Genomic DNA, 24,892 nt, shown 5'->3' with positions numbered 1-24,892 from the left:
GCGCGCGCGACCTGACTACAGTCAAAGCAGGGCGCGTTGCCTTATCCCCAGACGAGAATGTAAAGACATGAGCGATACCCTGCAGCTGATCCTTGAAGACACCGACGGCACCCAACTGGAAACCTCCTGCACCCGCGTCGCGGTGATGTGGCAAGGCAAGGAATTGTGGATCCAGCAGGATGGCCGCGGTCAGCTGCTGATCGGCGTTGACGTCGAGGAAGGGGACGAGGAATACGCCAACCTGTTGTTGCGTCCATTGGCGACCAACCTGGTCAGCCTGCAACTGGAAATGGAACCGGCGGACGTCGGCGACGATGACCATGTCCATGGCCCGGATTGCGGCCACGACCATTAAGGAAACCGCGCTATGCTCGCCCTCGGCAAACTGCTTGAACTGACCCTCGCCGGCCGTGAACCGGCGGAGAAGACTCAACTGACTGTCGAAGGCGTACGGATGCGCTGGTTGAGCGAGGGCGCGCTGGAGGTCAAGCCGCCCGAAGCCTGGGACAACGGCCTGGACCTGCTGCTGTCGGCCGGCATCCACGGCAACGAAACCGCGCCGATCGAATTGCTCGACCGCCTGCTGCATGATATTGCCCGTGGTGACCTGAAACCCCGGGCACGCATTCTGTTCCTGTTCGGCAACCCCGAGGCCATCCGGCGCGGTGAGCGTTTCGTCGAACAGGACGTCAACCGGCTGTTCAATGGTCGCCATGAGTTGAGCGGTGGTCCTGAAGCGCTGCGGGCCTGTGAGCTGGAGCGGCTGGCCGCCAGTTTCTTCAGCCGGCCGGAGCGCAGTCGCTTGCATTACGACCTGCACACTGCGATTCGTGGCTCGAAAATCGAGCAGTTCGCCCTCTATCCATGGAAAGAAGGTCGCCAGCATTCACGCCGGGAACTGGCGCGCCTGCGTGCCGCGGGCATGGAAGCGGTGCTGCTGCAGAACAAGCCGTCCATCGTGTTCAGTGCCTATACCTACGATCAGCTCGGTGCCGAATCCTTCACCTTGGAGCTGGGTAAGGCCCGGCCATTCGGGCAGAACGACGGGGTCAACGTCAGCCTGCTGGAAACTGGCCTGCACCAGATCATCGAAGGCAACGAGCCGGAGTTGGACGAGGGCCTCGATGGCCTCCAGCTGTTCAGCGTGGCCCGGGAAATCATCAAGCACAGCGACAGTTTCCGCCTTAACCTGCCGGCGGATGTCGAGAACTTCTCCGAACTTGAAAAAGGCTATGTGCTGGCCGAAGACATCGCCCAGACCCGCTGGGTGATCGAAGAGGAGGGCGCGCGGATCATCTTCCCGAACCCCAAGGTCAAGAATGGCTTGCGGGCTGGCATTCTGATCGTGCCGACGACGGACGAAAGCCTGGTCTAAAACCCACCTCATTCCAGTGTGGGAGCGGGCTTGCTCGCGAATGCGATGTGTCAGGCAATATATTTGTTAACTGACACACCGCATTCGCGAGCAAGCCCGCTCCCACAGGTTTTTTAGCCGCTTTTACACCGCTACCGCTCGCTGTTCACTGCGACGCAACGCCCGGGTCTTGTGCAAGGTATCGGCGCAGGTCTTCGCCGCTTCCTGGCCCTTGTGCACGAAATGCTCGAAGAAGAACTTCTGGTGTTCGTCCCCGGCATGGAAGTGATGCGGCGTGAGCACGACCGAGAACACCGGCACTTCGGTTTCCAGTTGCACCTGCATCAGGCCACTGATGACCGATTGGGCGACGAACTCGTGGCGGTAGATACCACCGTCCACCACCAGGCCGGCGGCGACGATGCCGGCGTAGCGGCCTGACTTGGCCAGCAGCTTGGCGTGCAGCGGGATCTCGAAGGCGCCGCCGACTTCGAAGAAGTCGATATCACTTTCCTGGTAACCCTGGAGGATCATTTCGGCGACGAAGCCTTTCCGGCTCTGGTCGACAATTTCCTTGTGCCAGCAGGCCTGGATAAACGCGACGCGCTCGCCCGGATGACTTTTGCTTTTGCTGTCGATTGCAGTGGGTTGCATGTTCTGGTTCCTGTTTGTGTGAAAAACAGGGCGTCATGAATCGAAGGGGATTCGAGGGTACGCCGCGCACGGAGTCGCAGTCGGCCCTTGGGTGTCGATCCCGTTCTCTCTTCATCCGGACTATGACCGTCGGCCCCGGAATCACACCGGGTCTGCTGACCTTGTCGCTACACCCCAACAGTGATGTACCGCCAAGCGCTCGCGGGCTATGCGCATTGCGCGCAATTACCGCCGGTGGGGAGTTGCACCCCGCCCTGAGAACGTTTTGCCGCCACATTTTGTAACGGCGGACGATTTTTAACACATATTCCGGTGCAGTGCATGACTTGGAAGCCTTGAGCACACATTGTGGCGAGGGAGCTTGCTCCCGCTCGGCTGCGAAGCAGCCGCAAAAGATGGGCCTGCTTCGCAGTCCAGCGGGAGCAAGCTCCCTCGCCACGGAAATTACTTCGACCGGGCTTGATTATTCTTGCCCATGCCCGCAGTAATTGTCCTTCGAAAGGGAATTCCCCCAACAGCACCCGAGGCCAGATTCATGAGTGTTATCGATCTTCGCAGCGACACGGTCACCCAACCTTCCGCCGGCATGCTCGATGCCATGGCCGGTGCGCCGACCGGCGACGATGTGTATGGCGAAGACCCGACCGTCAATCGCCTCGAAGCCGAACTGGCCGAACGCCTGGGTTTCGCCGCGGCGCTGTTCGTGCCCACGGGCACCATGAGCAACCTGTTGGGGTTGATGGCCCACTGCGAGCGTGGCGATGAATACATCGTCGGCCAGCAGGCCCACACCTACAAGTACGAAGGTGGCGGTGCGGCGGTGCTTGGTTCGATCCAGCCTCAGCCTCTCGAAGTACAGGCGGACGGTTCCCTGGACCTGGCGCACGTCGCCGCGGCGATCAAGCCCGATGACTTCCACTTTGCCCGCACCCGCCTGCTGGCCTTGGAAAACACCATGCAGGGCAAGGTGCTGCCGCTGGAATACCTGGCTCGGGCCCGGCGTTTCACCCAGGAACATGGCCTGGCGCTGCACCTGGACGGGGCGCGGTTGTACAACGCCGCGGTCAAGTTGAATGTCGATGCCCGGCAGATCACGCAACATTTCGATTCGGTGTCGGTGTGCCTGTCCAAGGGCCTTGGCGCGCCGGTGGGCTCGGTCCTGTGCGGCAGCGTCGAGCTGATCGGCAAGGCGCGCCGGCTGCGCAAGATGGTCGGTGGCGGCATGCGCCAGGCCGGGATTCTCGCGGCGGCGGGGCTGTATGCCCTGGACCATAACGTCCAGCGCCTGGCCGATGATCACGCCAATGCCCAGCGGCTTGCCGAGGGCTTGCGCGCGGCGGGCTACGAGGTCGAGCCGGTGCAGACCAACATGGTCTACGTGCAGATGGGCGAGCGGGCCGAGGCGATCAAGGCGTTTGCCGATGAGCGGGGCGTCAAGCTCAGCGCGGCGCCACGCTTGCGAATGGTGACGCACATGGACGTGAGCGCGGCGCAAATCGACCAGGTGGTCGCCACTTTCGTCGAATTTTCCCATCAATGACCCGCCAATCGGGGCAATTGACAGTTTCTATTGCATAAACACGCTGTACCCCACGCGCGGGGCCGATATAATGCGGCCCTTTGCCGTTGCTTCGTCTGTTGACGTTTTGCACAGGCCTTTGGCCGCAGCCTCCGTGGAAGAACCTAATGAAAAGCGCAGAAATCCGTGAAGCCTTCCTTCGCTTCTTCGAAGAGCAAGGCCACACTCGAGTAGCCTCCAGCTCTTTGATTCCGGGCAACGACCCGACCCTGCTGTTCACCAACGCGGGGATGAACCAGTTCAAGGACTGCTTCCTGGGCCAGGAAAAACGTGCCTACACCCGTGCAGTGAGCAGCCAGAAGTGCGTGCGTGCCGGCGGCAAGCACAACGACCTGGAAAACGTCGGCTATACCGCACGTCACCACACCTTCTTCGAAATGCTGGGTAACTTCAGCTTCGGTGATTATTTCAAGCGCGACGCCATCACCTTCGCCTGGACCTTCCTGACCTCCGACAAGTGGCTGAACCTGCCCAAGGAGAAGCTCTGGGTAACGGTCTACGCCACTGACGACGAAGCCTATGACATCTGGACCAAAGAGGTCGGTGTCCCGGCAGAGCGCATGGTGCGTATCGGCGACAACAAAGGCGCGCCTTACGCCTCCGATAACTTCTGGACCATGGGTGACACCGGCCCATGCGGTCCTTGCACCGAGATTTTCTACGATCACGGCGCCGACATCTGGGGCGGCCCACCCGGCTCGCCGGAAGAAGACGGCGACCGCTACATCGAGATCTGGAACAACGTGTTCATGCAGTTCAACCGCACCGCCGATGGCGTGTTGCATCCGCTGCCAGCGCCGTCGGTGGACACCGGCATGGGCCTGGAGCGGATCAGTGCGGTGCTGCAGCACGTTCATTCCAACTACGAGATCGACCTGTTCCAGAGCCTGCTGAGCGCGTCGGCCAAGGCCATCGGTTGCACCAACGACAACCAGGCTTCGCTGAAAGTCGTCGCTGACCACATCCGTTCCTGCGGTTTCCTGATTGCCGACGGTGTACTGCCTTCCAACGAAGGCCGCGGTTATGTGCTGCGCCGGATCATCCGTCGCGCCTGCCGTCACGGCAACAAGCTGGGCGCCAAGGGCAGCTTCTTCTATCAGATCGTCGGAGCGTTGGTGGCCGAGATGGGCGAAGCCTTCCCGGAACTCAAATCCCAGCAGGCGCACATCGAGCGCGTGCTCAAGGCAGAAGAAGAACAATTCGCCAAGACCCTGGAGCAAGGCCTGAAGATCCTCGAGCAGGACCTGGCCGAACTCAAGGGCAACGTGGTCCCGGGCGACGTGGTGTTCAAGCTGTACGACACCTACGGTTTCCCGATGGACCTGACTGGCGACATCGCCCGCGAACGCAACCTGACCCTCGACGAGGATGGTTTCGAGCGCGAGATGGAAGCCCAGCGGGTGCGCGCGCGTTCCGCCAGCTCCTTCGGCATGGACTACAACAGCCTGGTCAAGGTTGACGTGGCCACCGAGTTCACCGGTTATGCCGGCACCACCGGTTCGGCCAAGATCGTTGCCATCTATAAGGATGGGCAGTCGGTGGACATCCTGAGCGAAGGCCAGGAAGGCGTGATCGTGTTGGACAAGACGCCGTTCTACGCCGAATCCGGCGGCCAGATCGGCGACAGCGGTTACCTGCAAGCGGGCAGCTCGCGTTTCGACGTGCGTGACACCACCAAGACCGGTGGTGCTTTCCTGCACCACGGCGTGCTGGCGTCGGGCAGCTTGATGATCGCCGCTCCCGTGGCGGCCCATGTCGATGCCGAGGTTCGTCACGCGACATCGCTGAACCACTCCGCCACGCACTTGCTGCACGCAGCGTTGCGCCAGGTGCTGGGCGAGCATGTCCAGCAGAAGGGCTCGTTGGTGGACAGTCAGCGCCTGCGCTTTGACTTCAGCCATTTTGAAGCCATCAAACCTGAGCAGATCAAGGCGCTGGAAGACATCGTCAACGCCGAGATTCGCAAGAATTCCCCGGTGGAAACCGAAGAAACCGACATCGAAACCGCCAAGCGCAAGGGCGCGATGGCGTTGTTCGGCGAGAAATACGGCGACAGCGTGCGTGTGCTGAGCATGGGCGACTTCTCCGTTGAGCTGTGCGGTGGCATTCACGCCAACCGGACCGGCGACATCGGCCTGATGAAAATCATCAGCGAAGGCGGCGTGGCCTCCGGCGTGCGCCGGATCGAAGCGGTTACCGGCGCTGCGGCCCTGGCGTACCTCAACGCGGCCGAAGAACAACTCAAGGAAGCGGCCACCCTGATCAAGGGCAGCCGCGACAACCTGATCGACAAGCTGTCGGCTGTGCTGGAACGCAACCGCCTGCTGGAAAAGCAACTCGAGCAGTTGCAGGCCAAGGCCGCCAGCGCCGCGGGCGACGATCTGTCGGCCCAGGCCGTGGACGTCAAGGGCGTGAAGGTGCTGGCCGTGCGTCTGGACGGCCAGGATGGCAAGGCGCTGTTGGCGCTGGTCGATCAACTGAAAAACAAACTCGGCCGCGCAGTGATCCTGCTCGGCAGTGTCCATGAGGAAAAGGTCGTTCTCGTCGCAGGCGTGACCAAAGACCTGACTGGCCAACTCAAAGCCGGTGATTTGATGAAGCAGGCCGCCGCGGCAGTGGGCGGCAAGGGCGGTGGTCGTCCGGACATGGCGCAAGGCGGTGGTACCGACATCGGCGCACTGGACGCGGCACTGGCCCAGACCGTTGCATTTGTAGAGCAGGGTATTTAAGGCGGCGTCGCGGGCTCGTGGTCTAGTGACGAGCCCGCGCGCTGCTGATTGAATTATTGGGCGCCCTTCATGGGCAGAGGCGGCTTTGAAATGGCTTTGATCGTACAGAAATTTGGAGGCACCTCGGTCGGCACTGTCGAGAGAATCGAACAAGTCGCCGACAAGGTTAAGAAATTCCGTGAAGCGGGCGATGACCTGGTGGTTGTGCTGTCGGCCATGAGCGGCGAGACCAACCGTCTGATCGATCTGGCCAAGCAAATCAGCGGCGACCAGCAACCGGTTCCCCGCGAGCTGGACGTGATCGTTTCCACTGGCGAGCAGGTGACCATCGCCTTGCTGGCCATGGCGCTGATCAAGCGTGGTGTGCCGGCGGTGTCCTACACCGGCAACCAGGTGCGCATCCTGACGGACAGCGCGCACAACAAAGCGCGTATCCTGCAGATCGACGACCAGAAGATTCGCGGTGACCTGAAGGCTGGCCGTGTCGTGGTCGTCGCTGGTTTCCAGGGCGTGGACGAGCAGGGCAACATCACCACCCTCGGCCGTGGCGGTTCCGACACCACCGGCGTGGCGCTGGCAGCGGCTCTCAAGGCTGACGAATGCCAGATCTACACCGATGTGGACGGTGTCTACACCACCGACCCACGGGTCGTGCCTGTGGCCCAGCGCCTGGACAAGATCACGTTCGAAGAAATGCTGGAAATGGCCAGTCTCGGCTCGAAGGTGTTGCAGATCCGGGCGGTTGAATTCGCCGGCAAGTACAACGTTCCGCTGCGCGTTCTGCACAGCTTCAAAGAGGGTCCGGGCACCCTCATTACTATCGATGAAGAGGAATCCATGGAACAGCCGATCATTTCCGGCATCGCTTTCAACCGCGATGAAGCCAAGCTGACCATCCGTGGCGTGCCAGACACCCCCGGCGTGGCGTTCAAGATTCTCGGCCCGATCAGCGCCGCGAACATCGAAGTCGACATGATCGTGCAGAACGTTTCGCACGATAACACCACAGACTTCACCTTCACCGTGCACCGCAACGACTACCAGTCTGCCGAAGCGATCCTGAAAAAGACCGCTGGCGAGATCGGTGCCCGGGAAGTGGTGGGCGATACCAAGATCGCCAAGGTCTCGATCGTTGGTGTCGGCATGCGTTCCCACGCGGGCGTGGCCAGCCGCATGTTCGAATCCCTGGCCAAGGAAAGCATCAACATCCAGATGATCTCTACCTCGGAAATCAAGGTTTCCGTGGTCATCGAAGAGAAGTACCTGGAACTGGCCGTGCGCGCCCTGCACACGGCTTTCGAACTCGACGCTGCTGTCCAACAGGGCGAATAAAGCGTTGTCTTGAGGGCGCGGCTGGACCGCGCCCTTTGTTTTTCTGAATGGCGCGTCTCAAAACTGTTCTTTTGCCCGCGCTGGTCAATACTAGGCCTGTAGGCTTCGACCGTTTCGGTTGTAGGTCCAATGCCTTTTTTTTGCAGACTGTTGTCCCTTAAGTGAATTGCGTGAGGAGAAAGGTATGCTGATTCTGACCCGTCGGTGTGCAGAAAGCCTGATTATTGGCGATGGCGAAATCACCGTGACCGTGCTCGGCGTCAAAGGAAACCAAGTGCGTATCGGCGTCAATGCCCCGAAAGAGGTCGCTGTACACCGGGAGGAAATCTACCTGCGTATCAAGAAAGAGAAGGACGACGAACCAAGCCATTAATTTTTATCGATTTTTATGTTTGCAAACGGGGATGAAGGTGGTTAATATACGCCCCGTGTTGCGGAGAGCTGGCCGAGTGGCCGAAGGCGCTCCCCTGCTAAGGGAGTACACCTCAAAAGGGTGTCGGGGGTTCGAATCCCCCGTTCTCCGCCATTATTCGTTTAGTGCGTCAGAACCTGGCTTTATCAGTAAGTGGTTGAAATTACTGAAAAAAGCGCTTTACAAAAGGAGTTGACGACCTATAATGCGCGGCAACAAATGCACTCGTAGCTCAGCTGGATAGAGTACTCGGCTACGAACCGAGCGGTCACAGGTTCGAATCCTGTCGAGTGCACCATTTAAGAGTCGTTTGCAGCAATGCAAATAACTTGGCTTCAACCAGTTGTGATCTGGTATAAAACCACAACTTGCACTCGTAGCTCAGCTGGATAGAGTACTCGGCTACGAACCGAGCGGTCACAGGTTCGAATCCTGTCGAGTGCACCAAACACCAAAAAGCCCGCGTTTAACGCGGGCTTTTTGCTGTCTACGATTTGCCTTTTACGCACCCCTTCTCATCGAACACAACCTCGGCGCTGCGACCTTTCTTCGCCTTGTAGGTATAGCGTGTGCTCGAATTCCTGACTTTGATCGAATCTGGCTTGCCCAAGGCGCTCTCTACGTCTTGTTGGCTCATGCCGACGACGATGCGTCGTTCCAGGATGGCATCGCGCCGTTGCCTGGCATCGATGAGGTTCCCGCAGCGGTCCTGGAACTGGCCAACCACGGTCGGTTCCTTGCGGGCGGTTGTGTTGCTGGATGTTTGTCGGCGCTCCGCTTCGGGCAGCATCGCTTCGGTCGTCGGCTCGCTCGTGCCAGGGCTGTACGGGTGGATCTGCTGCAGCGACAGGGCTTCTCCCGGGCCGCAGCTCAAGGTGGTGAACGTCACGTGCCCCGCAAGACTTTCGCAGCGGTGCACGGTCTGCCCGGCTGCCCACAACGGCAGGCAGGGCAGGGCGGCGAGCAGGAACAGGTAGTGGCTGACAGGCATCCGGTCGTCCTCCTTGACGGTGCAGGAGAAAAGGGTAGTCGCTGCATTCCTATCGGCGCGTGTGTTTTCTTTTCTGGATAAGTCGTCGTAAGGGGATGGTTCAGCCTGTGTTCAGGTTTGTCTCGCAAGCGCTTGTTCTTGCCATGATTTTTTAGCGTTTTAAAGCGTCAAGCGGTGTATGATTGCGCCCGTCAGCCCCGCCGGGGCTTTGGAATATCTCCATGGACTTACCCAGTAGTTACTCAATATCTAGTTTTGCCAATCATGAATTAACTGATTGATCCTTCCGGCGTGCTCCACTGCTGGGAGTGGAGTTCGCCTATGACCCAAGTAGAAGTAAAAAAAACGCAGGAAAGCCTTCAGGATCGCCTCGCTCAAGTCGTTGAGCTGCTGCAGCGCCAGCGGGTCGTCGAAGACCTGACGCATCGCCAGGAAGGCCCGAATCATGACCGGGTCGAGAACCTGGTCCACCGGCAGAACCTCGTCGAGCTGCAACGCAAGCTCGATGACCTGCACTCCGCCGACGTCGCCTACATTCTTGAAGCCCTGCCACTGGAAGAGCGCCTGACGGTCTGGCAGTTGGTCAAGGCTGACCGCGACGGTGACATCCTGCTCGAAGTGTCGGACTCGGTTCGGGAAACCCTGATCGCCGACATGGACGATCACGAGTTGCTGGCGGCGGCCAAGGAGATGGACGCCGACGAACTCGCCGACCTGGCGCCCGAACTGCCACGGGATGTTGTCCACGAACTGATGGAAGCCCTCGACGGCCAGCAGCGTGAGCGTGTGCGCTCGGCGCTGTCCTATGACGAGGAGCAGGTCGGTGCGTTGATGGACTTCGAGATGGTGACGATCCGCGAGGACGTCAGCCTTGAAGTGGTCTTGCGTTACCTGCGCCGTCTCAAGGAGCTGCCCGGCCATACCGACAAGCTATTCGTGGTCGACTATGACGGCGTGCTCAAGGGCGTGCTGCCCATCAAGCGCCTGCTCGTCAACGACCCGGAAAAGCAGGTCGCCGAGGTCATGGCCAGCGACCCGGTGAGCTTTCACCCGGACGAAGACGCCTACGATGCGGCCCAGGCATTCGAACGTTATGACTTGATTTCCGCACCGGTGGTCGACAAGAACGGCAAGCTGATCGGCCGTTTGACCATCGATGAAATGGTCGACTTGATTCGTGAGGAAAGCGAAAGCGAAGTCCTCAACATGGCCGGTCTGCGCGAAGAGGAAGACATCTTCGCCTCGGTCTGGAAGTCCCTGCGTAACCGCTGGGCCTGGCTGGCGATCAACCTGATCACGGCGTTCGTGGCTTCCCGGGTCATCGGCCTGTTCGAAGGCTCCATCGAGAAGCTGGTGGCGCTTGCGGCGCTGATGCCCATCGTCGCTGGCATCGGTGGCAACTCCGGTAACCAGACCATCACCATGATTGTCCGTGCCATGGCGCTGGACCAGGTCAGCACCGGCAATACCTCGCGGTTGATGCGCAAGGAGCTGGCTGTCTCCTTGATCAACGGCGTGATCTGGGGTGGCGTGATCGGTGTGGTGGCTTATCTGCTTTATGGCAGCTGGTCGCTGGGGGTGGTCATGACGGCCGCGATGACACTCAACCTGCTGCTGGCGGCATTGATGGGGGTATTGATCCCCATGACGTTGGCCCGTATGGGACGTGATCCTGCCATGGGTGCCAGCGTCATGATTACCGCGGTGACCGACAGTGGCGGGTTCTTCATTTTCCTGGGTTTGGCGACTATCTTTCTGCTTTGATCATTTATCGGGAAAGCCGCCTGTTGGCGTAATACTGTTCACTTGGGAAAAACGGCGCTTGTTTCAGAAATGAAAAGCGCCGTTTTTTTTTGAAAAGTCTAATCGCCTTTTTCCAAGCGGGTGGTGCGCATATCCGTTTCTGCGGTAACGGCTGCTTAGGGTTCTCCGAGGCGGCCTGGTAGCCGACCTGTTTCTTATTAAAGGCCGCGATCTCCTGTGGGAGCGAGCCTGCTCGCGATGAGGCCGGAAAACCTGGCATCCATTTGACTGAGCTACCGCCATCGCGAGCAGGCTCGCTCCCACATTCAATTTCCATCGAACACAAAATTTATATCCAACACGGAACCCCTGTGGGAGCGAGCCTGCTCGCGATTGGGTCGGCAAGCCCAACATCCATGTGACTGAACCACCGCTATCGCGAGCAAGCTCGCTCCCACAGGTTGGCGGGCTTTCTTATGGGCACGAGAAAAATGGGGAAGGAGGGCCAAACGCCAGGCATAAAAAAGCCAGCACGAAGCTGGCTTGAGTGTTTTGTGTGTGATCAGCTCGGCTCTGCGGCCATCTCTACGTCATGAGCAATCAGCGAAACGAGGGCGTTCTGCTGGCGGTGGGAAAGTTGTCGGAAGCGTTGAAGCAACTCGCGTTCATGCAAAGACAGCTCTGGGCTGTCCAGGCGCATGCTCAACTCTTCACCCAGTGCACCTTCCTGAATCAGGCTTTGCTCCAGGCGCGCAATGATTTCAGAGTTCATGCTGCGATGATGATTACGAGCCACCTCGGCAATGCGTTCCCGCATTCCGTCTGGCAGACGTACGACGAACTTGTCAGCCGTACGGCTGGAATAAATTGCCTGTTTCATTGGGCGCATATTTATTTAACCGGTTAGTTCAGGGGAGCGGTTCTTGGGATTGGCCGCAGGATGTCGATAGGACAAGCCCCGTTGCCAAATGTTCAACCTGAATTGTTAAGAGGCCCGCATCATGCCTCAAAATTGCCAGATCATTGGCGCCAATTCTGTGACAAATTCTGATCCGGGTAAAGGCGTTATGCCAGCACCTTTCATCAAAAAAATGCGGACTGGTTGGAAAAAACAACAGGTTCGCATTTTGTGACCGTCAGATTGTGTCGTTGTGCCATACCGTCTGGCGGATAACGGAAATGGACAAAAACGCCTGCCGTCCCTGTCTTGTACAGGATAGTGGCAAATGGCCGATTTACTAGGATGAACAAGCCTGGGGCAGATGAATGGTGGCCGAGGCATGGCTGTCTGGCCTATCCAGCCTTCCGAGCAGTACCATTTGCCTACACTTAAAAAAAGGGACGACATGACAAACGCAGGGCAGGTCGTTAACATGCACGCCGTTCCGCGCACCGCATTCCTCGTGGTCGACTCGTGTCTCAGTAGCTCAATTGGATAGAGCATCCCCCTCCTAAGGGGAAGGTTGGCAGTTCGAACCTGCCCTGGGACACCATTATAAACAGTGGGTTAGCGTGTTTGCCGCTCACTTTCCTCTGCTTGCATTCCCCATCTGCGCACGATCATCTTCGCCTTCAGCGCGCCATGCGTGCCTTGCACCACTCTTCATTCCCCAGGCTGTGATCGACTGCCCATTTTTGCTCTTTTTTACCGAGCCTGTTTCGGTAACGCGAAACTTTCTCCCCCCTCTGCCATCTGACCGTCTCGGTACGTTGTAGGACTTTTCCTTCGTAGCCGATGGATTCTTACCTCTTTTTTACCGATGTCGGTGCCGCATTTCGCAGGCCTGACCCACCGTTTCTTTGATTCAGGCCACAAGGATGTGACATGCAGCCAGCCGCACCCTGCCGAACGCGTAAACCGAGCAGCCCTCGCCGTTGTGTTGACGCAACCCGTTCATCCGCACAGAACGCCAGGCGTCTCGCACTGCTGTTGATGGCGGCCTGGATGACGGGCGCGTGGAGCGCTGCACAGGCGGCTGGGCCTGAAGAAGAGCTGCTGCGCCAGCAGGAACGCGAACGAGTGTTGAGGGAACAGTTGGAGTCCCGGCCGGACGTGCGCTTGCAGGCGACACCCGTGGATGAAGGTGTCGAGCGCTTGCCCGCCAAGGAGAGTCCCTGCTTCGCCATCAATGACATTCGCCTGATCGGCGAAGCGTCGGAACAATTCCAGTGGGCGTTGCGCGCCGCCAACCCCAAGGATGATCCGGCCATTGGCCGTTGCCTCGGTGGCGGCGGGATCAACCTGACGATGAAACGCATGCAGAATGCGATCATCGAGGCCGGCTACGTCACCACGCGCGTACTGGCCGAAGCCCAGGATCTGAACAGTGGGGTCCTGGTGTTGACCCTCGTGCCGGGGCGCATCCGTGAGATTCGTTTCGAAGAGGGCACCAGCTCCCGAGCCAATGCCTGGAACGCGATGCCGGCCAGTCCTGGCGATCTGCTCAACTTGCGCGACATCGAGCAGGCGCTGGAGAACTTCAAGCGCGTGCCGACCGCCGAGGCCGACATCAAGATCGCGCCCGCCCGTGCCGCCGACGCCAAACCCGGTGAGAGCGACGTGGTAATCGCCTGGAGCCAGCGGTTCCCCGCTCGGGTGAGCCTGTCGGTGGACAATTCGGGCAGCAAGACCACGGGTAAATACCAGGGCAACGTGTCGCTGTCCTTGGACAACCTGCTGTCGCTCAACGATTTGTTCTACGCCAGCGTCAACCATGACTTGGGCGGTGGCGAGTCCGGCCATCGCGGCTCCGATGGCAGCACGCTGCATTATTCGCTGCCGTTCGGTTATTGGCAGTTGGGGTTCACCAGCAGCGAATACAACTACGAACAGTCGGTCGCCGGCGCCAACCAGACCTATCAGTACCGGGGCGAGAGTCGCAACAACGAGGTGCGCCTGTCACGCCTGCTGTACCGCGACGCCGTTCGCAAGACCACGGCCTGGGGCAGCCTGTGGACGCGCTCCTCTGAGAACTTCATCGACGACACCGAAGTCGGCAACCAGAAACGCCGCATGGCCGGTTGGCAGTTGGGGTTGGATCATCGGGAGTTCATTGGCGCTTCGATTCTTGACCTGGGCGTCGCCTATCGTCGCGGCACCGGTGCCCATGATGCGCTCAGGGCGCCCGAAGAAGACTTTGACGCCGGCACGTCACGCTCGCAGATCATCACCGCCGATGCCCAATTGCAGGTGCCGTTCCAGGTTGGCGATCAGCGCCTGCGCTACATCGGCGGCTGGCGCGCGCAATGGAACCGCACGCCGCTGGTGCCTCAGGATCGTTTCTCCATCGGCGGGCGCTACAGCGTGCGCGGCTTCGATGGTGAAAACATTCTGTCCGCCGACCGTGGCTGGACCCTGCGCAACGAAATCGGCCTGTCCCTGGGGCAGACCGGCCAGGAACTCTATACCGGTATCGACTATGGCGAGGTCAGCGGCCAAGCCAGTGAGTTCCTGATCGGCCAGCGCCTGGCGGGGGCCGTGGTGGGTATACGCGGCGGTTACAAAGGCCTGTCCTATGACTGGTCGGTGGGGACGCCGTTGAAGAAGCCCGATGGTTTCGAGACGGCCAACGTGACCAGCGCGTTCACCGTCATCTGGTCATTCTGAGGTGATCCCATGCAGTTCGAGACGCTAGACATTATCGCCCCCGGCCTGATCGACGAGCCTTGGAGCGAAGCCGCGGTGTTCGGCTCCGCCACCTGGTTGTGGATGCACTCCAAGGCCCATCGCGATGCGCCGTTGCACACCTTGCCAACGCTGCTATTGCCGGCCCTCAAGCATCGCCAGTTCGTGCTCGGCTCGGAACACGGCAAGCCGGTGTTCTACCTGTCCTGGCTCAACCTCGACGAGGCGGCGGAGCAACGTTATCTGCGCCAGTCGCCGTTGGCGCTGACCCAGGACGACTGGAACAGCGGCGAGCGCCTCTGGCTCAACGACTGGGTCGCTCCCTTTGGCCACACGGCGGTATTGAGCCGCTTGTTGCAACGTCATCTTTTTATCGATCGCTGTGCCCGTGCCCTGTATCACCGAGGCGACGAGCGCGGCCTGCGGGTCAAGACATTCCAAGGCATCGGGGTCATTCCCGAACAGGCCCAGGCCTGGTTTGCCGCCCACCCGCTGGCAATCGAAGCGTAACTCCAACCACTGCTCGTGCGGGCTGGCTCCGCAAATGGAATTGCTATGAACAAGCATCTGTACCGAATCGTTTTCAACAAGGCTCGCGGACTGTTGATGGTAGTGGCCGAGAACGTTACCAGCCAAGTCAAGGCACCGGGGACCCGCTCCGGGCCGGCGGCGGGCGCAGCGGCTTGCACGGCGACACTCGGAGCGTTGCGCTTTGCCTTGATGACAGCGATTGGCCTGGTGTCCTTGAGCGTGGCGCCGACCTGGGCCGGCACCATCGTCGCCGACCCGGGCGCGCCGGCTGGCCAGCGACCGGTGATCATACAAAGCGCCAACGGCACGCCGCAGGTGAATATCCGCGCGCCTAGCGCTGGCGGTGTCTCGCGCAACACCTACAACCAGTTCGACGTCGATGGCCGGGGGGTAATCCTCAACAATGGCGCGGGCAATAGCCAGACGAAACTGGGCGGTTGGATCGAAGGCAACCCGATGTTGGGCAATGGCAGCGCGCGGGTCATCCTCAACGAAGTCAATTCCAGTAATCCCAGCCAATTGCGCGGCTACGTCGAAGTCGCCGGCCAGCGCGCCGAAGTGGTGATCGCCAACCCGTCCGGTATCACCTGCAACGGTTGCGGCTTCATCAACGCCGATCGGGCCACCCTCAGCACCGGTCGGGCGCAGTTGGAGAACGGTCGCATCACCGGCTACACCGTGCAGGGCGGGACCATCAACATCGAAGGCAAAGGCCTGGACGCCCGCGAGGCCGACTATACGGATCTGATTGCCCGTTCGGTACAAGTCAACGCCGGGGTGTGGGCCAACGACTTGAAGGTTACGGCCGGACGTAATCAGGTCAATGCCGACAACACCCAGGCCACGCCGCTACCAGGCGCCGAGGGAGAAAAACCCACCGTTGCCATCGACGTGGCCAAGCTCGGCGGCATGTATGCCGGGAAGATCATGCTGGTGGGCACGGAGTCCGGCGTGGGGGTGCGCAACGCCGGGCAGATCGGCGCCATGGCGGGCGAGGTGGTCATCAGCGCCGACGGCAAGTTGCAAAACCAGGGCGCCATCAGCAGCACAACGGCGACCCGGGTTGCTGCCACCAGCGTTGAAAACAGCGGCACGCTCTACGCCAAGGGCGACCTGAGGCTCGACAGCACCGGTGACATCGACAACAGCGGCACGGTTGCCAGCCAGACCCACACCACGCTGACCGCCAAGACCATCCGCAGCACCACGGCCTCGAGCCTGGCGGCGGGCGTCGGCGCGGACGGCAAACTGGGCAGCAGCGGCAACCTCGCGCTACGGGCCGCCACCGTCAAGGCGCAGGGCCAGAATCTGGCTGGCGGCGATGTCAGCGTCGAGGCGGCTGACCTGGACCTGAGCGGCAGCCAGACCCTGGGCCGCAATGTGACCCTGACGGCCAGCACCGGCGATGCCAACCTCACTGGCAGTCGGGTCGATGCGACCCAAGTGCTGAATACCAAAGCGGCCAAGACCTTGCGCACCGATACGGCCAAGGTCACCGCAGGTAACCTGCAAATGCGCGCGCGGGATATTTCCAATGTTGGCGGCGAGCTGGTGCAGACCGGCACGGCCGACACGTCGATCAAGGCCACCGCCACGTTCGACAACAGCGACGGCCGGATTGCCTCCAATGCCACTAACCTGAAACTTGGCGCCGACCGGCTCGACAACAGCAAGGGCAAGGTCGAGCACGCCGGCAAAGGCACCCTGGACATCCAGGCCACCCAGTTGGCCGGCAGCAAAGGTACCTTGGCGAGTAATGGCACATTGAGCATCAAGGCCCGCGAGGTGGTGGTCGATAATGGCCTGACCCAAGGCCAGCAGATCACGCTCGACACCACGACGTTGTCCAACCAGCGTGGACGTATTCTCCAGACCGGCGCGCAACCGTTGCAGGTCACTGCCCGTGAACGCTTCGACAATCAGGCCGGGCAAGTCAGCAGTCCTGGTGCAGTGGTGCTGAAGGTCGGCGCGCTGAACAACCAGGGCGGTAAAGTCCTCGCCACCGATGGCGGTGCCTTGACCGTCACGGCCGACAAAGAGGTCAACAACGGCGGTGGCACGCTGGCCGCCAGCGGGACGACAAAAGTCAGCGGCAAGGCACTGGATAACGCCAAAGGCACCGTGAGTGCCGACGGTGAGCTGCACGCGAAGTTCGACCGCTTGGACAATATCGGCGGCACGCTCGCCGCCACCCAGCGCATGGAGATCATCGCCGGACAGTTGAACAACACCAACGGCGTGCTGGGGTCGGTGAAGTCCGGGTTGCAGGTCACCGTCTCGGCGGATGCGCTGAACAACAGCGGCGGACGCCTTGAAGCGCTGGGCGATATCACGCTGTCGGCCGAGGGCCTGAACAACCAGCGCGGGGTCATCAGCGGCCGAGCCTTGGACCTGGACAGCCGCGGCCTGCTGATGGACAACAGCCAAGGCACGTTGAATGCCGGTGCGACCCTCGACCTGCGCAGCGGTGAATTGCGCAACGCGGCGGGCCTGATCCAGGCTAAGGGCAAGCTGTTCATCGACACCGGCACCCAGGCGCTGAACAACCTTCAGTCCGGCACCACCCAAGGCATCAGCGGCCAGGACGCGGTGGAAATCCACAGTGCCCATTTCAACAACAGCGCAGGTTTCCTCGGTGCCAAGGGCGCGCTGGTGCTCAAGGCCACCGACGTTACCAACGGCAGCGGCGGCCAGATCATTGGCCAGAAGAGCGTACAGGTCGAAGGCGCCCGGGTTGATAACCGCGGCGGTCAATTGCAGGGCCTCGGCGATGTCCAGTTGGCGCTGGGGGATACGCTCAGCAACCAGGGCGGACTGGTGCGCAGCGCGGGCACCTTGGGCGTGACTGCCGGCGTGCTCGACAACAGCGCCACCCAAGGTGCCAATCAGGGCCTTGAAGGCGGTGCCATGAGCCTGGTGTTCGACACCTTCGGCAACCAGGCCGGAGCCGTGCGCGCCGACCAAGGGTTGTCCATCGGCGTCAGCCAAGCGCTGGATAACCAGGGCGGCCTGATTTCCTCGGGGGCCGGCCTGACCATCACCGATCGCGATCCGGCGCAACGTCGCCAGGCGGTGCACAACCTCGACGGGACCTTGCTCGCCGGCAGCCTGTTGTCGCTCAACGCCGCCTATTACTCGGGCACCGGCCGAGCCCTGAGCCTGGGGGACCTGACGTTCAGCCTGCAAAATGGCCTGGACCTGAGCGGACAGATACAGGCCAATGGCAAGATTGACCTGAGCACCGAAGGGGCTTTCAACAACAGCGGAAAACTGCTGGCGGGCAATCTCCTGCTGGTGCGCTCGCAAACCCTGGACAACGCCGTCAGCGGCGAGATCAGCGCCGGCCAGGTTCGCCTGACCGTCAACGACAGCTTGACCAACCGTGGCCTGATCGACGGCCAGCAAGTGCGTGTGCAAGCGCTGTCGCTCAATAACCTGGGCACGGGACGTCTATACGGCGACCGATTGGCGATTGCCACTTCGGCTCTGAGCAACCGCGATGAGAATGGCGTCGCCGCGACCATTGCCGCCCGCGAGTCGCTGGACATTGGCACCGGCACCCTGGACAACCGCGAGCAGGCGATGATCTTCAGTGCCGGGGACCTCGCCATTGGCGGTGCGCTGAGCGCCACTGACAAGGCTCAGGACCGGGCCCAACTGCTGACCAACGCCAGCGCGACCATCGAGGCCCTCGGCAACCTGTCGCTCGATGTGCAAAGCGTGCGCAACACCAACGAACACTTCAGTACCCAACAGGTGGAAGTCAGCCGCACCGCCTTGCAGGAATTCCAGCTCAGCGGTTCGCCGAACCGTTACCAGGGCAACCAGATTTCCGTGGGCTACAACGAGGTCAATTACCTCAACACGCCTGAGGGGAGCAAAGATAGCTGGAACCGCTACGACTACACTCGCGTGGTCCAGGAAACCCAGATCGCCACCTCGGCACCGGCGCAGATCCTCTCGGGCGGGACGATGCAGATCAATGCAGGGGATGTGCTCAACGACAAGAGCCGCATCATTGCCGGTGGGTTGTTGCAGGCCAACATTACCAGCCTGACCAACACCGAACTGACCGGCCAGCGCACCACCACCGACAGCGGCACGGCAACGAGCTTCTATCGCATCCAGCGCAAGGGTCGGGACCGTCAGGGAACAGCCGTCACGGCCTATACGCCTGCGCCGTTGATCCAGGACATCACCCTGCAACCGACCGTGTTCGCCCAGAACGCCGCCGGCAACGGTACCGGCGCCCAGATCAGCGCCCGCGCCACACAGGGCGTCGGCGCACAGATCGCCGCCACGGGCACGGTCAGCGCTCCGATCGACAGGACCTTTCAAGTGGCGCCCATCGTTCAGGTCGCGGCCCAGACCACCCTCAACAGCAAGGGCGTGGCCGAGCAGATCCGCAGTGGCGGGCCCTCCCTGGCATTGCCGAACAACAGCCTGTTCACCACTAATCCGCAGAACACCAGCAGCTACCTGATCGAAACCGATCCGCGTTTTGCCAGCTACCGCACCTGGTTGTCGTCGGATTACATGTTGCAGCGCCTGCAAGTCGACCCGGCACTGACGCAACAACGCCTGGGCGACGGCTTCTACGAACAGAAATTGATTCGTGAACAGATCGCGCAACTCACCGGCCGACGTTTCCTCGACGGCTACGCCAATGACGAAGCGCAATACCGCGCCCTGATCGACAACGCCGTGACCGTCGCCAGCCAATGGCAACTGGTGCCCGGCGTGGCCCTGACCTCCGCGCAGATGGCCCAGTTGACCAGTGACATCGTCTGGCTGGTGCAAAAGCAGGTCACCCTGGCCAACGGCGACACCCGCAACGTGCTGGTGCCGCAAGTGTACGTACGGGTCCAGGAGGGCGACCTCAACGGCTCCGGCGCCCTGATTGCCGGGCAGCAGTTGAACCTGAACATCGCCGGCGACCTGGTCAACAGTGGCAGCCTGGCCGGGCGCAGTGTCATGGCGATCACTGCGCAGAACATCGAAAACCTCGGCGGGCGCATCCAGGCCGACAAGGTTTCGCTCACCGCGCGGGAAAACCTCAACAACCTCGGCGGCCTGATCGGTGCCGTGGACAGTCTGTCGCTCAAGGCCGGGCAGGACGTCAACGTCATCTCCAGCAGCCGGGACAGCAGCAGTGCCCAAGGCACCCGCACCAACCTGTCGCGGGTGGCCGGGCTGTTCGTCAGCGGCGCCCAAGGCACGATGGGCGTAAGTGCCGGCAACGACCTCAACCTCACCGGAGCCCAGGTGGTCAATGCCGGCAAGGGCGGCAGTACCTTGCTGGAGGCGGGCAAGAACATCAACCTGGCCACCGTAGGCGAAGCCCACGAGCAAGCGCTGACCTGGAACAGCAGCAACTGGCGCAAGGACGCCAGCCAGACTGAGGTCGGCGCCCAGATCCAAGGGCAGGGCGACGTGCGCTTGAGCGCCGGCCAGGACCTCAACGCCCGCGCCGCCCAGGTCACCAGCGAGCAAGGCGCGGTGTTTGCCGAGGCCAAGCGCGACGTCAACCTGACCGCCGGCCAGAACTACCAGTTCGCCGATGAAGCCCACAAGGTCAAGGGCAGCAACGGGATGTTCTCCAGCAAGACCACCACCACCCGCGACACCATCAGCCAGACCTCGGTCGAAGGCTCCACCCTGAGCGGCGAGCAGACCTATGTGCAGGCCGGTCGCGACATCAACCTCAAGGGCAGCAACGTGGTGTCCACGACCCAGACGGTGCTGGTGGCGGACAACAACGTCAACATCGAGGCCGACACCGCCAGCAGCAGCGAACGCCATGACAAGTCCGTGAAGAAAAGTGGCTTGTTCAGCGGCGGTGGCATCGCCGTGACCATGGGGACCCAGCAACAGAGCGTCAAGGACCTCACCACGGAGCACACGGCCGTGGCGAGCACGGTCGGCTCGACCACCGGTGATGTGCTGATCGAAGCGGGCAAGGGCTACCGCCAAGTGGGCAGCCAGGTATCGGCACCACAAGGCAACATCGACGTCACGGCGCAGACCATCGACGTCGTCGAGGCGCGCAACACCCGCGAGCGCGAACGGGAAACCCTATTCAAGCAGACCGGGTTCACCCTTACCGTGACCAACCCGGTGATCAGCGCGATCCAGACGTCCCAGCAAATGAAACGGGCATCGGAAAAAACCGACGACGGGCGCATGAAGGCCCTGGCCGCCGCCACCGCCGTACTGGCGACCAACAATGCCGCTACCGCCGTGGCGATGGACCCGGGCGCGGTGGGTGGGATCAACATCAGCCTGTCGCTGGGCACCAAGAAGAACGAAAGCACCACCACCTACACCAGCGACAGCGCGGCCGGCTCGACCATGACCGCTGGCAACGACGTTCGCCTGCGCGCCACGGGAGCTGGCGCCGCGAGCGACATCACCGTGCAAGGCAGCGATATCAAGGCCGGCCGCAACGCCAGCCTGCTGGCGGACGGTGACATCAACCTGCTCGCCGCGCGCAATATCGACAAACAGGAAACCGACAGCAAAGGCAGCAGCGCCAGCATCGGCATCGGCTTTTCTCTCGGTGCTCGCAACGGTTTCACCCTGGATCTGGGGGCATCCGGCAGCCGTGGCCAGGCGGATGGCGATGGCCTCACCCACACCAATACCCATGTCCAGGCGGGCAACCAGTTGTTGCTGTCCTCGGGCGGTGACACCAACCTCAAAGGCGCGGTGGCCAGCGGCAAGCGAGTGTTGGCCGATGTTGGCGGCGACCTGAACATCGAAAGCCTGCAAGACACCAACACCTACGTGGTCGATGAGAAGAGCCTGGGCGTTGGCATCAGCCTGTGCATTCCGCCGTTCTGCTTAGGCATGAGTACGATCAGTGGTGCCAGCGGCAGCTTCGGTGCCACGGATATCGACTCCAACTACGCCAGCGTGACCGAGCAATCGGGCATCAAGGCCGGGGACGACGGCTTTGACATTCGCGTGGGGGGCAACACCGATCTGGTCGGCGCTGTCATCGCCAGCAGCGACAAGGCCGTGCAGGACGGCAAGAATCGCCTGGTCACCGCCAGCCTCACCAGCCGCGACATCAAGAACAAGGCCGAGTACGACGCCAGCACCGTCAGCGTCGGTGGTGGCTATCGCGAAGTCGGCAAGGACCAACAGGGCAACGCCACCAGCGGCGGCACGCAAACCCCGGGCACCGACCTGCCGAAGAACGACAACGACTTCAGCGCCACCATGCCGATCGCCATCAGTGCCAGCGACGACGCCAGCAGCGTCACCCGCAGCGGCATCAGTGGCGGCACCATCGTCATCAGCAACGACGCCGAGCAACAGAAGCGCACCGGCAAGAACGGCGAGCAAACTATCGCCAGCCTCAACCGCGATGTTTCCAGCGATCGCGACACCACCAACACCCTCAAGCCGATCTTCGACGAAGACGAAATCCGTGCCGGTTTCGAGATCGTCGGGGCGTTCTCCAACGAAGCCAGCACCTTGCTCGCCAACAAGGCCAAGGAAGTCGACCTCAAGCGCAAACAGGCCGAGAAAGCTCAGGCTGCGGCCCTGGACCCCAACGCCAAACTCACCGACAGCGAACGCTTGGCGCTGCTCGGCAGCGCTCAGCGGCTGAATGCCGAAGCCAGCGGCATCGCCGACAAGTGGGGCGCGGGCGGCACCTACCGGCAGATCACCACCGCCCTGGTGGGCGCGGCCAGCGGCAACATCAGTGGCGGCAACAGTGCGTTCGTCCAAGGGTTGGTGGTCAACTACCTGCAACAGCAGGGCGCCGGCTACATCGGTGACCTGGTGGCGGACGGCAAACTCACCGAAGGCTCGCCGCTGCACGCCGCCCTGCACGGCATCGTCGCCTGCGCGGGCGCCGCCGCCAGCAGCCAGAGTTGTGGCAGCGGTGCTGCAGGCGCGGCGGCGTCGAGCCTGCTCACTGGTCTGTTCTCCGAAGCCAGCCCCGATGAAAGCGAAGCCCAGCGTGAGGCCAAGCGCAACCTGATCGTCAGCATTGTCACCGGGCTGGCCGCCACCAGCTCCTCGCTCGACCCGGCTACCGCCAACAGCGCGGCCGGTGCCGCAGTGGACAACAACTGGCTGGCGACCCAGCAACTGGTTCAGGCGGAGAAGGAATACGACGCAGCTGACGGCTTAGGGGCCAAGGCGCAAGTGATCGCCAAGTGGGCGTACATCAATCAGAAACAAGACGTCCTGACCCGCTTCGGCGTGGGCAAAGGCTTGGTGCAGGCGGGTTGGAGCGACGTCGAAGGCTTGGCGCAATTCCTCCTCAATCCGGTTGAAGGGATCAAAGGTATCAAAGCCTTGATCGACGATCCCGAGGCGCGCCAAAGATTAGGCGATGAAATGGTCGGTGACGCCAAAGCCAAAATCGCACGTATCGAAGACGCCCTTGAACACGGCGGCGACGAACGTGCCGTGCAACTGGGCCAGGATATTGGCGAGCTGGTCTGGCAAGTCGGCACCATCGCCACGGGCGTGGGCACGGCGGCCAAGGGCGGCGTGGCGCTGGCGAAAACCGGGATCAAGGTGGGGGCCAAAGAGCTTGAAAAAATGGCCGATATGGCCAACATTGCCAAAGCTGAAGTGTCGGCCGGTAAGCCGATGAACTGGACCAGCGTGGAGGGGGCGTATAGCAAGAAGCTTGAGGGGGGGTATGGCCCTGGCACGACGACCGTTAATGGGAAGGTTGTCGAGAATGCGGGGGAGTATAGTGTTGGAGGAAAAGGCGCAGGTCCAACTCTAGAGCGAGGTCTTGCCTACGACAACCCATCGAGCCTTATCCAAAATCGTGTAAGTGAAATTCAGTCACAAATACCTGCGAACTCTCAAGGTCGAATAACTATGGGTGTTGCTGTGGTAGAGGATGCAAATGGTGTTCGCTCTGTTCTAATCAGTACAAGTGAACCTCGTGGTTATCTTCGTCCTGGAGTGAGCTTGCAAGAAGGCGAGAAAATAGTTGTTGGGACTGGTCACGCAGAGGCAGACATTGTCAATTATGCCAATGCTAACGGACTAAAAGTTGTTGATATTGGTGCCACACGACCTGTCTGTGTATCATGTCAGAATGTGATTGAGCCGACAGGGGCCAATGTGTCAACACCATTAAAACCACCGCCAAAGGTTAAGCAATGATTATGCGTTTAGAAACGGTTGATAAAAACCTCGTTGAAAAGCTAAAAGTCGCCAGTGAAGAGCAGCGGCGAAGTGCGGTAAAAGTAGCCTGCGAGCTTGTTTTTCAGGCCTGTCCAGTGGACGTGCCTATTGTTATCGAATCCCTTAGACAACTATGTCTTGGTAATAAGCTCACGACTGAACAGGTTTCTAGGTTAGATGATTTAGCTGCGCAGTTAGATGAGCAGTATTTTGACTTGCAAGACAGTATGGGGGAGGGGCAGAGCTCAGATGTAAAAGTCCTTCAGCTATTTAGCCAGGCACGCGCTGTATCGGCGCTGTCCTTAGCCGGCGGAGAGGATTCGCTTACGGCGGCGGCCGAAGCAATATATGAGGCATCATCAGCGGTTGATGATGGGTCTCATATTTTTAGATCCGTACTTTTGGTCTTGCCAAAGTCTTAATTGGTAGCTGTTTTTACTTTGGCTGATACCCGGCGCACGTTTGCGCCGGTACTATGTGCCCCATTGGGAACATTCGGATGGTGACGAGTATGCATTGTATGGTGTTGCCGTCCGTCGAGGTTTTGAGCCTTACGACATGCCTTTAACCCCGAACGAAGCGCTTGCTCACCTTGACGCGTCGCCAGATATTGAAAGTGTCTTTAGAGAGGTTTTTGCCTTTATCAAGCTGTAAGTCGGTCCAAAAGGACCTGCGATTAGACTGCTGTCTGGTGAAACCAAAGTAGCGGGGAGCGGTGCACCAGCAGCAAATGATGCGAGTTTTACAGCAACAAACGCATCAGGATGGACGAGC

At 60.7% G+C, this 24,892-nt stretch carries 14 protein-coding genes, 4 tRNA genes and 1 riboswitch; of the genes, 15 read left to right on the top strand and 3 right to left on the bottom strand.

The genetic code is table 11. The features are described 5' to 3' along the window. The first annotated feature begins 67 nt into the window (after positions 1-67). Together HU767_RS06280 and astE are read left to right on the top strand one after the other, a co-directional pair. Entirely contained in the window at positions 68-355 is a 288-nt protein-coding gene (locus tag HU767_RS06280) for a hypothetical protein (protein ID WP_003178862.1), read from the top strand. A gap of 12 nt (positions 356-367) precedes the next feature. Next, positions 368-1,375, top strand: a complete 1,008-nt coding sequence (astE, locus tag HU767_RS06275) for a succinylglutamate desuccinylase (protein ID WP_186728848.1) — start codon at positions 368-370, stop codon at positions 1,373-1,375. A gap of 123 nt (positions 1,376-1,498) precedes the next feature. On the opposite strand, the gene HU767_RS06270 is transcribed toward astE, so the two are convergent. Beyond that, a complete protein-coding gene (locus tag HU767_RS06270; RefSeq protein WP_186707065.1) occupies positions 1,499-2,008 on the bottom strand; it encodes a 6,7-dimethyl-8-ribityllumazine synthase in 510 nt (169 codons plus the stop codon). A 98-nt stretch (positions 2,009-2,106) separates the two neighbouring features. Beyond that, positions 2,107-2,274: riboswitch (FMN riboswitch) on the bottom strand. Between the two features lie 269 nt (positions 2,275-2,543). Between HU767_RS06270 and ltaE the strand changes: the two genes are divergently transcribed. The 7 genes from ltaE to HU767_RS06235 all read left to right on the top strand — a co-directional run bounded on the left by ltaE (position 2,544) and on the right by HU767_RS06235 (position 8,507). Beyond that, positions 2,544-3,548: a low-specificity L-threonine aldolase gene (gene ltaE, locus HU767_RS06265; protein WP_186728846.1), complete on the top strand. Its 1,005-nt coding sequence runs from the start codon at positions 2,544-2,546 to the stop codon at positions 3,546-3,548. A gap of 146 nt (positions 3,549-3,694) precedes the next feature. After that, positions 3,695-6,316: an alanine--tRNA ligase gene (gene alaS / locus HU767_RS06260; RefSeq protein WP_186728844.1), complete on the top strand. Its 2,622-nt coding sequence runs from the start codon at positions 3,695-3,697 to the stop codon at positions 6,314-6,316. Positions 6,317-6,406: 90 nt separating this feature from the next. Next, entirely contained in the window at positions 6,407-7,648 is a 1,242-nt protein-coding gene (locus HU767_RS06255; protein ID WP_053124398.1) for an aspartate kinase, read from the top strand. A 184-nt stretch (positions 7,649-7,832) separates the two neighbouring features. Next, on the top strand, positions 7,833-8,021 hold the full coding sequence (gene csrA, locus HU767_RS06250; protein WP_003178872.1) for a carbon storage regulator CsrA: 189 nt from the start codon (positions 7,833-7,835) through the stop codon (positions 8,019-8,021). A 62-nt stretch (positions 8,022-8,083) separates the two neighbouring features. Then, positions 8,084-8,174 (top strand) — tRNA-Ser (locus tag HU767_RS06245). Between the two features lie 107 nt (positions 8,175-8,281). Then, positions 8,282-8,358 (top strand) — tRNA-Arg (locus HU767_RS06240). A gap of 72 nt (positions 8,359-8,430) precedes the next feature. Further along, a tRNA-Arg gene (locus HU767_RS06235) sits at positions 8,431-8,507 on the top strand. Between the two features lie 40 nt (positions 8,508-8,547). Here the strand turns inward: HU767_RS06235 and HU767_RS06230 are convergent. Further along, positions 8,548-9,051 (bottom strand): cell envelope protein SmpA, encoded by a 504-nt coding sequence (locus HU767_RS06230; RefSeq protein ID WP_186728842.1) that lies wholly within the window; start codon positions 9,049-9,051, stop codon positions 8,548-8,550. Between the two features lie 321 nt (positions 9,052-9,372). Between HU767_RS06230 and mgtE the strand changes: the two genes are divergently transcribed. After that, on the top strand, positions 9,373-10,815 hold the full coding sequence (gene mgtE / locus HU767_RS06225) for a magnesium transporter (RefSeq protein WP_060741018.1): 1,443 nt from the start codon (positions 9,373-9,375) through the stop codon (positions 10,813-10,815). Positions 10,816-11,356: 541 nt separating this feature from the next. Here mgtE and HU767_RS06220 read toward each other — a convergent pair. Then, on the bottom strand, positions 11,357-11,683 hold the full coding sequence (locus tag HU767_RS06220) for an Arc family DNA-binding protein (protein ID WP_186707061.1): 327 nt from the start codon (positions 11,681-11,683) through the stop codon (positions 11,357-11,359). 527 nt (positions 11,684-12,210) lie between these two features. Between HU767_RS06220 and HU767_RS06215 the strand changes: the two genes are divergently transcribed. The 5 genes from HU767_RS06215 to HU767_RS06195 all read left to right on the top strand — a co-directional run bounded on the left by HU767_RS06215 (position 12,211) and on the right by HU767_RS06195 (position 24,540). Then, positions 12,211-12,287 (top strand) — tRNA-Arg (locus tag HU767_RS06215). A 452-nt stretch (positions 12,288-12,739) separates the two neighbouring features. After that, positions 12,740-14,401, top strand: a complete 1,662-nt coding sequence (locus tag HU767_RS06210) for a ShlB/FhaC/HecB family hemolysin secretion/activation protein (protein ID WP_186728840.1) — start codon at positions 12,740-12,742, stop codon at positions 14,399-14,401. 9 nt (positions 14,402-14,410) lie between these two features. Continuing rightward, entirely contained in the window at positions 14,411-14,929 is a 519-nt protein-coding gene (locus tag HU767_RS06205) for a toxin-activating lysine-acyltransferase (RefSeq protein ID WP_109753925.1), read from the top strand. Between the two features lie 45 nt (positions 14,930-14,974). Further along, entirely contained in the window at positions 14,975-24,097 is a 9,123-nt protein-coding gene (locus HU767_RS06200; protein WP_238349419.1) for a hemagglutinin repeat-containing protein, read from the top strand. Continuing rightward, complete coding sequence (locus tag HU767_RS06195) at positions 24,094-24,540, top strand: hypothetical protein (protein WP_186728838.1); 447 nt, start codon at positions 24,094-24,096, stop codon at positions 24,538-24,540. The genes HU767_RS06200 and HU767_RS06195 overlap by 4 nt, the downstream gene beginning before the upstream one ends. Positions 24,541-24,892 lie beyond the last annotated feature (352 nt).

Origin of the sequence: Pseudomonas sp. SWRI179, assembly GCF_014268705.1 — a bacterium.
Taxonomy (GTDB): Bacteria; Pseudomonadota; Gammaproteobacteria; order Pseudomonadales; family Pseudomonadaceae; genus Aquipseudomonas; species Aquipseudomonas zanjanensis.
This window is presented reverse-complemented; position numbering and strand designations above follow the sequence as displayed.

Bases quoted from the DNA above. Each gene is read 5' to 3' on its own strand.
- astE (WP_186728848.1), top strand. From the start codon at position 368: ATGCTCGCCCTCGGCAAACTGCTTGAACTGACCCTCGCCGGCCGTGAA.
- HU767_RS06210 (WP_186728840.1), top strand. From the start codon at position 12,740: ATGACGGGCGCGTGGAGCGCTGCACAGGCGGCTGGGCCTGAAGAAGAG.
- HU767_RS06220 (WP_186707061.1), bottom strand. From the start codon at position 11,683: ATGCGCCCAATGAAACAGGCAATTTATTCCAGCCGTACGGCTGACAAG.
- HU767_RS06255 (WP_053124398.1), top strand. From the start codon at position 6,407: ATGGCTTTGATCGTACAGAAATTTGGAGGCACCTCGGTCGGCACTGTC.
- ltaE (WP_186728846.1), top strand. From the start codon at position 2,544: ATGAGTGTTATCGATCTTCGCAGCGACACGGTCACCCAACCTTCCGCC.
- HU767_RS06195 (WP_186728838.1), top strand. From the start codon at position 24,094: ATGATTATGCGTTTAGAAACGGTTGATAAAAACCTCGTTGAAAAGCTA.
- mgtE (WP_060741018.1), top strand. From the start codon at position 9,373: ATGACCCAAGTAGAAGTAAAAAAAACGCAGGAAAGCCTTCAGGATCGC.
- csrA (WP_003178872.1), top strand. From the start codon at position 7,833: ATGCTGATTCTGACCCGTCGGTGTGCAGAAAGCCTGATTATTGGCGAT.
- HU767_RS06200 (WP_238349419.1), top strand. From the start codon at position 14,975: ATGAACAAGCATCTGTACCGAATCGTTTTCAACAAGGCTCGCGGACTG.
- HU767_RS06280 (WP_003178862.1), top strand. From the start codon at position 68: ATGAGCGATACCCTGCAGCTGATCCTTGAAGACACCGACGGCACCCAA.
- alaS (WP_186728844.1), top strand. From the start codon at position 3,695: ATGAAAAGCGCAGAAATCCGTGAAGCCTTCCTTCGCTTCTTCGAAGAG.
- HU767_RS06270 (WP_186707065.1), bottom strand. From the start codon at position 2,008: ATGCAACCCACTGCAATCGACAGCAAAAGCAAAAGTCATCCGGGCGAG.
- HU767_RS06230 (WP_186728842.1), bottom strand. From the start codon at position 9,051: ATGCCTGTCAGCCACTACCTGTTCCTGCTCGCCGCCCTGCCCTGCCTG.
- HU767_RS06205 (WP_109753925.1), top strand. From the start codon at position 14,411: ATGCAGTTCGAGACGCTAGACATTATCGCCCCCGGCCTGATCGACGAG.